Here is a 6,928-nt window from a genome sequence, read left to right as displayed (position 1 = left end):
GCAGGGGTCCCACCTCTTCCCATCCCGAACAGAGAAGTTAAGCCCTGCAGCGCCGATGGTACTGGGGTTACACCCGGGAGAGTAGGTCGCCGCCACATTATTCAAAAAGCCCTTCGATAATTCGAAGGGCTTTTGGCGTTTTAGAGAATAGTGAACTGGATGCTTGTTAATATTTAATCTTCTAATACCTAAATCCCATTTATTGAGTGGAAATCGGTTTTTAGAATACCATAGCCTTTTGTCAAAAAAAAGAGAAACTGATTTTTATCATATCTCTTACCCCTTATCGTCAGGTTCCCTGTCCCTTAGTCCCATTAGCTTTGAACCAATAAATGGTTATGGAGCTAAGGTCACAAATATTCACTTCCAAATTCGAAATGCCCGAGGAGCTCATCCACGAGGTGTTTTGCCGTCAGCTTCCTGCTGCTTTTTCACCCTTGGCGACCGTACAGGCACCCTGTATCGAAGGGGAAAACCTGAGTTTATTGACCCTCAATCTTTACAAAACCCTCGATTGGCTTCATTCCCATCCTATTCCTAAGCCTTTGGAAAAAGAGGTATGTAGTATTCCTATTTTACTTTTTGTTCCAAAATTCTCAACCGAAAGGCTATTGTTTCATTACGATGGCACCCCACAATCGGCTGAGCTTATCCGGAAATTTGTATTTCTTTTTCAAGATTTGATCGCTAATAGTAAGGCGACGATCATTTCCCCAAGTTTTATTCCCAAATCCAAAATCAAAGAGGAGCAGGAAATCATTCAGCTGGTGGGTAGCCATACCCAAGAAACCAGCTTCATCAAATTCAATTTTTCCCGGATCGGAGACTTCTGGTCTTATGCGGTGAAGCATAACTGCACGCTCTTGGTGACGACAAAAAATTATCAGGCAGATCTCGCCAAAGTTCTTTTCCACTTCTATAAGGGAAAGATCTGGAGCGACAAGCTTTCCTTTTACCTCTCGCTGTAAGTCATAGAATAAGGTGATCAAAATCATGTTTTTCCCAGTTTTCCCCTACTAATTTTATTTCAAACAGCTACCATGAGTCAATCCAAACCATCTACCCTTTTAAGCAAATGCTATCACTGCGGTGAGGACTGCCAGGAGGGTGTAGTTGCTTTTGATGACAAAAACTTCTGCTGCCAGGGATGCAGGTTGGTTTATGAAGTCCTTTCTCAAAATGACCTTTGTGAATATTATGCACTGGAACCGACTCCCGGAAAAACTCAAAAAAATCAATCCCGCTTAAAAAACCGATTTGATTATCTGGACGACCCCGAAGTGGTCAATCAGCTCATTGATTTCAGAAATGAGCAGGAAAGCCACATCACATTTCACATTCCACTTATCCACTGTGCTTCTTGCATTTGGCTGTTGGAAAACCTTTTTCAGATCAATTCGGCCATCGTTTCCAGTCGGGTAGACTTTTTGAAAAAGAAGGTTCAGGTCAAGTTTCTCCATCAAAAAATCAGCCTAAAGGAAGTGGTGACGCTGCTTTCTACTTTAGGCTACGAACCCAGAATTCACCTTTCAGACTTGGGCCAAAAGCCTAAAAATTCGGTTGATCGAAAGACCTTGACCAAGTTGGGAGTAGCAGGTTTCGCCTTCGGCAATATGATGCTATTCAGCATGCCTGAATACTTTTCGGAAGCCAAGCTGTTGGGCGAAGGATTCAAGGGCCTATTTGACTATCTCAATGTGCTACTTTCCCTGCCTGTGGTATTTTATGCAGCAAGTGACTATTACATCTCCGCATGGAATGCCGTTAAGCAGCGTAAAATCAACATGGACGTTCCCATCGTGTTGGGGATTTTTGCCTTTTTTCTCTATTCTTTATGGGAAATTTTCCTTCAGGGAAATGCCGGATACATGGACAGTCTCGGGGGACTGATTTTCTTTTTGCTTTTGGGAAAAGTCTATCAACAAAAGACCTTCTCCAGCCTGGAGTTTGATCGGGATTATAAAGCTTACTTCCCCATTGCAGTGACCAGACAGCGTCAGAATCGGGAAGAAGTGATTCCTCTGAGCAAGCTTGAAGTGGGTGATGTGATTCTTGTCCGGGATGAAGAACTCATCCCAGCGGATGCACTTTTGCTCAGCGGACAAGCCAGCATTGATTACAGCTTTGTGACCGGAGAGGAAATTCCCGTTCCGAAGCAGAAGGGAGAACTGATCTATGCTGGCGGTCGTCAAAAGGGGGATGCTATTCTTTTAACTGTGCAAAAATCACCTTCCCAAAGCTATCTGACTGATCTCTGGAACAATGAGACCTTCGAAAAACCCAATAAAAAACTTTTGGAGCCTTTGGCCAATCGAATCAGTGGAGTATTTACCTGGACCGTTCTGACCATTGCCGTGTTAGCATTTTTTTATTGGTTTGGGAAAGACCTTTCCATCGCTGTTAAGGCATTTACCACAGTATTGATCGTCGCCTGTCCTTGCGCGCTCTCCATGTCTACCCCATTTACCTTGGGGAATACGCTTCGGATTTTTGGAAAGAGTAAGTTTTATCTCAAAAATGCTTCCGTCATTGAGCGCTTGGCCTTAGTGGATACGGTAGTTTTTGACAAAACAGGAACGCTTACCGACCCGGCTAATGCACAAATTACTTACTCAGGAGAGCCACTTTCAGAGGAATCCAAATCCATTCTCAAGGCATTGGTCGAGCGGTCAACTCACCCGCTTAGCAACCGAATCAACCATTGGCTGGGTTCTATTTCATCCGCATCCCTAAAGAATGTCAGAGAAATCAAAGGAAAAGGGCTAATAGGAGAATACCAATTCCAGGAATTCAAACTGGGATCTGGAGAGCTGGTGCAAATGGAAAATCAGGATACTCCTGAAGTGGGAAATCTGGTTTATTTCTCCGTAGAAGGGGTTTTGATTGGCTATTTCCACATCCAATCCGGACTTCGATCCAGTGCGCCGGAGATGGTTAGGGATCTTTCTGGGAATTATGGACTTCATATTTTGTCCGGAGATCATTGTCATGAGCAAGCTTCTCTTAAGAAGCGTTTGGAGAAGGATGTGAATTTTAATTTCAATCAGAGTCCAAAGGATAAGCTGGACTACGTTCATCAGCTCAATACCGAAGGAAAAACCACCTTAATGGTAGGTGACGGACTCAATGATGCCGGCGCTCTTCAGGAAAGCCAGGTAGGAATCGCTGTGACAGATCAGGTCAGCCATTTTTCCCCGGCAAGCGATGCCATCTTGGACGCTTCCTCATTTTCTCGAATTCCAAACTTCCTATCCTTCGCCCAATCCAGCAGAACCATCATCAAACTGAGCTTTGGACTCAGTTTTCTCTACAATATCGTCGGTCTCAGTCTAGCCGTTCAGGGACTTCTTAGCCCCGTGTTATGTGCCATTTTGATGCCTGCCAGCAGTATTTCAGTTGTCCTTTTCACTACGCTTGCCACCAATCTGATGGGAATGAAAAAGGGCCTTATCCATCTAAACAAGTCTTGATATGGAAGTAATCTTTGTCTTAATCGGAGTCAGTCTCATACTCGCTGTAACCTTCTTGATTCTCTTTTTCAAAGCGATGAAAGACGGGCAGTTTGATGATGGATATACTCCTTCCGTGCGGATTTTATTCGAAAACCAACCCAAAAAATCAATAAAAAGTCAACCAAAAAAAACCAAGTCCTATGAATGATGCTACTTTGGAAAGGTTCCACTATGACAATAAAATTGTCAAGTACTTTGGAGCCGCTACGATTATCTGGGGTGTCGTAGGGATGCTGGTGGGGGTGATCGCCGCTACCCAGCTTTTCTGGCCCGAAGCCAATTTGGGCAATCCCTACACCACCTTTGGCCGGATTAGACCTTTGCATACCAACGCGGTGATTTTTGCCTTTGTGGGCAATGCCATCTTTGCAGGGATCTATTATTCGATGCCCCGTCTACTCAAGACCCCTATGTGGAATAAGGCCCTCGGCTGGTTCCATTTTTGGGGTTGGCAGCTGATTATTTTGTCAGCAGCAATTACCCTTCCCTTGGGGCTGACGACTTCCAAGGAATATGCAGAGCTGGAATGGCCGATTGATATTGCAATTGCCCTAGTTTGGGTGGCTTTTGGAGCCAATATGATCGGTACCCTGATCAAGCGAAGAGAGCGGCATATGTATGTGGCAATCTGGTTTTATTTGGCCTCTTTCGTGACGGTGGCTGTCCTTCATATTTTCAATTCTCTGGAGCTCCCTGTTACGTTTTGGAAAAGTTATTCAGCTTATGCAGGGGTTCAGGATGCCTTGGTTCAGTGGTGGTACGGACATAATGCGGTAGCATTTTTCCTTACTACTCCTTTCTTGGGTTTGATGTATTATTTCCTTCCCAAAGCAGCCAACCGGCCGGTGTACTCCTACAAGCTTTCTATTGTCCACTTTTGGTCTTTGATTTTCATCTACATGTGGGCAGGTCCTCACCACCTGCTTTACACCGCTCTTCCTGAATGGGCGCAAGTACTGGGTACGATCTTCTCGGTCATGCTGATTGCTCCTTCTTGGGGCGGTATGGTCAACGGATTGTTGACTTTGAGAGGTGCCTGGGATAAAGTTAGACAGGATCCTGTTTTGAAATTCATGGTCGTAGCGGTGACTGCCTATGGGATGTCCACTTTTGAAGGTCCCATGCTTTCCCTCAAAAATGTCAACGCAATTGCCCACTATACTGACTGGATCGTAGCTCACGTTCACATCGGTGGTTTGGGATGGAACGGCTTTTTGACCTTCGGGGTCCTTTATTGGATGTGGCCTAGACTGTTCAAGACAAATATTTATTCCACCAAGCTTGCCAATACCCATTTCTGGATCGGGACTTTGGGGATCATTTTCTATGCGCTACCGATGTATGTAGCGGCCTTGACTCAATTCTTGATGTTGAAGGAATTCAATGACGCTGGACGTTTGGCTTATCCTAACTTCCTGGAGACTGTCATTCAGATTGTTCCTATGTACATGTTGAGAGCTTTGGGAGGTTTACTCTATCTAGCTGGAGCCATCATCATGATCTACAATATGTGGATGACTGCCAAGCAGGGAACCTTCCAGGAGACTGAAGAAGATCAGGCACCGGCTTTGGCAAAAGCTTATAATCCTGCTGGTGAATTCTGGCACAGAGCATGGGAAAGAAAGCCTGTTTTCTTCACCATTTTGGCCACCATTGCCATTGCCATCGGTGGGGTTGTAGAGATCATCCCGACCATTCTGGTCAAATCCAATGTACCAACCATCAGCTCTGTCAAACCTTACACCCCACTTGAACTGGAAGGAAGGGATCTTTACATCGCCAATGGCTGTGTGGGCTGTCACTCTCAGATGATTCGTCCTTTCCGTTCTGAAACCGAACGCTACGGGGAGTATTCCAAAGCAGGAGAATTCGTTTATGACCGACCATTCCTTTGGGGCTCGAAGCGAACCGGACCGGATTTGCACCGGGTAGGGAAAAAATATCCAGACAGCTGGCACTACCACCATATGGTCGACCCAAGATCCATGTCTCCCGGATCTTTGATGCCTCCTTATCCATGGATGACCACCAATGAGCTGGACAATTCAGACCTGCCTGCAAAAATCCGCACCCTCCAGCAATTGGGAGTGCCTTATCCTGAGGGATTTGATGAGCAGGCGATTGCAGAATACGACAAGCAGGCGGCTCAAATTGTAGCCAATCTGAAAGAAGCAGGAGTAGAAGTCGCTTCTAATACGGAAATCGTGGCATTGATAGCTTACCTGCAGCGATTGGGTACTGATATCAAGCAGCCTACTGCTTCTAACCCTTAATTCGTCGAGCCATGTATAAAGAAGTATTAAGATCCATCGAGAACATTGAGATTTTCCCAATTATCTCCTTGCTCATATTCGTTCTGTTTTTCCTCGGAGTATTCTTATGGGTACTCCGAGTACCCAAAAGCTATGTAGATCACATGAGTTCTCTTCCCATGGATGAGGATGATGCCAAACCCCACCAATCATGAAAAAGCTATTTGCAATATTTTCCTTTTTGAGCCTTTTCGCCTCGCCGGTATGGGCTCAGTCCGCTGAGGAATCCAATTGGTACACTCAGCTGCAAGCCATGGATTCAAGTCAGATTACCATCTTGGCTATCTTGGGTGTAGTTCTGTTTGTAATTGTGCTATTGCTCATACTCATGATTTATCTAATGAATTTCATGAGTGCTATTCTGAAGAAAGAAAATCCTGAATTGGTCAACGAACCTTCATGGTGGGAGTCCTTCAAGGAGAGATTTGTCACAGGCAAAATGGATGACGTCGGAGGAAAGGCTGAGAAAGCCAAAATGATGCAGGATCACTCCTATGACGGAATCACCGAGCTGGACAACTTCATGCCTCCTTGGCTTCAGTGGGTGTTCGTCGGAACTATGGTTTTTGCTGTCATCTACTTTGTGAACTATACCGTACTGGGAAATGGTCCTACAGGTGTGGAAGAATACGAAGAGGAATTGAGATTGGAGGCTATAGCAGCCGAATACAGAAAGGCCAATATGCTTGCCAGTATTGATGAATCTTCCGTGGTTTTTGACGAATCAGCTGGAGCGCTCAATGCAGGAAAGACTATCTTTCAGAATAACTGCGCAGCATGTCACGCTGCTGATGGAGGCGGTGGGGTCGGTCCTAACCTGACTGATGAGTATTGGCTCCATGGAGGTTCTATTCAAGAGGTCTTTAAAGTCGTGAAATACGGTGTGGTAGAAAAGGGGATGATCCCTTGGCAGGATCAGTTGAGCCCTGAGGAGATGCAGCAGGTTTCTTCCTTCATTCTGACATTGGTAGGTACGACACCGGCTAATCCAAAAGAACCGCAGGGGGAACTTTTCAGTCCAGCAGCACCTGAACCCACTGTGACTGATAGCACCACGGTAGTTGCTTCGATAGAATAAATTTATTGCTGCCGGGAAATTTCCCC

Annotated in this window: 6 protein-coding genes and 1 rRNA gene; all 7 read left to right on the top strand. The window is 45.4% G+C overall.

All coding sequences use genetic code 11. The features are described 5' to 3' along the window. Positions 1 to 98 (top strand): 5S ribosomal RNA (gene rrf, locus AAA942_RS17690); the annotation flags it as partial. A 279-nt stretch (positions 99 to 377) separates the two neighbouring features. Next, on the top strand, positions 378 to 968 hold the full coding sequence (locus AAA942_RS17685; RefSeq protein WP_338221632.1) for a hypothetical protein: 591 nt from the start codon (positions 378 to 380) through the stop codon (positions 966 to 968). Between the two features lie 72 nt (positions 969 to 1,040). Beyond that, positions 1,041 to 3,470: a heavy metal translocating P-type ATPase gene (locus AAA942_RS17680; RefSeq protein ID WP_338221631.1), complete on the top strand. Its 2,430-nt coding sequence runs from the start codon at positions 1,041 to 1,043 to the stop codon at positions 3,468 to 3,470. A gap of 1 nt (position 3,471) precedes the next feature. After that, positions 3,472 to 3,660, top strand: coding sequence for a cbb3-type cytochrome oxidase assembly protein CcoS (gene ccoS, locus AAA942_RS17675; RefSeq protein WP_338221630.1), 189 nt, complete (start codon positions 3,472 to 3,474; stop codon positions 3,658 to 3,660). Then, the gene (ccoN, locus tag AAA942_RS17670; protein ID WP_338221629.1) at positions 3,653 to 5,785 is read left to right on the top strand and encodes a cytochrome-c oxidase, cbb3-type subunit I; all 2,133 of its coding nucleotides are present in this window, start codon (positions 3,653 to 3,655) and stop codon (positions 5,783 to 5,785) included. The genes ccoS and ccoN overlap by 8 nt, the downstream gene beginning before the upstream one ends. A gap of 11 nt (positions 5,786 to 5,796) precedes the next feature. Next, on the top strand, positions 5,797 to 5,979 hold the full coding sequence (locus AAA942_RS17665) for a cbb3-type cytochrome c oxidase subunit 3 (RefSeq protein ID WP_338221628.1): 183 nt from the start codon (positions 5,797 to 5,799) through the stop codon (positions 5,977 to 5,979). Then, positions 5,976 to 6,902 carry a cbb3-type cytochrome c oxidase N-terminal domain-containing protein gene (locus AAA942_RS17660; RefSeq protein ID WP_338221627.1) on the top strand — a complete coding sequence of 309 codons (927 nt, stop codon included), beginning with the start codon at positions 5,976 to 5,978 and terminating at the stop codon, positions 6,900 to 6,902. Before AAA942_RS17665 ends, AAA942_RS17660 begins: the two co-directional genes overlap by 4 nt. The last annotated feature ends 26 nt before the right edge of the window (positions 6,903 to 6,928 follow it).

It is taken from the genome of Algoriphagus sp. oki45, from assembly GCF_036245605.1.
GTDB lineage: Bacteria > Bacteroidota > Bacteroidia > Cytophagales > Cyclobacteriaceae > Algoriphagus.
The sequence above is the reverse complement of the archived record's forward strand: the minus strand, read 5'-3'. Positions and strand labels throughout refer to the sequence as shown.

Coding starts and splice junctions, on each gene's coding strand:
- AAA942_RS17665 (WP_338221628.1), top strand. CDS start 5,797: ATGTATAAAGAAGTATTAAGATCCATCGAGAACATTGAGATTTTCCCA.
- AAA942_RS17680 (WP_338221631.1), top strand. CDS start 1,041: ATGAGTCAATCCAAACCATCTACCCTTTTAAGCAAATGCTATCACTGC.
- ccoS (WP_338221630.1), top strand. CDS start 3,472: ATGGAAGTAATCTTTGTCTTAATCGGAGTCAGTCTCATACTCGCTGTA.
- ccoN (WP_338221629.1), top strand. CDS start 3,653: ATGAATGATGCTACTTTGGAAAGGTTCCACTATGACAATAAAATTGTC.
- AAA942_RS17685 (WP_338221632.1), top strand. CDS start 378: ATGCCCGAGGAGCTCATCCACGAGGTGTTTTGCCGTCAGCTTCCTGCT.
- AAA942_RS17660 (WP_338221627.1), top strand. CDS start 5,976: ATGAAAAAGCTATTTGCAATATTTTCCTTTTTGAGCCTTTTCGCCTCG.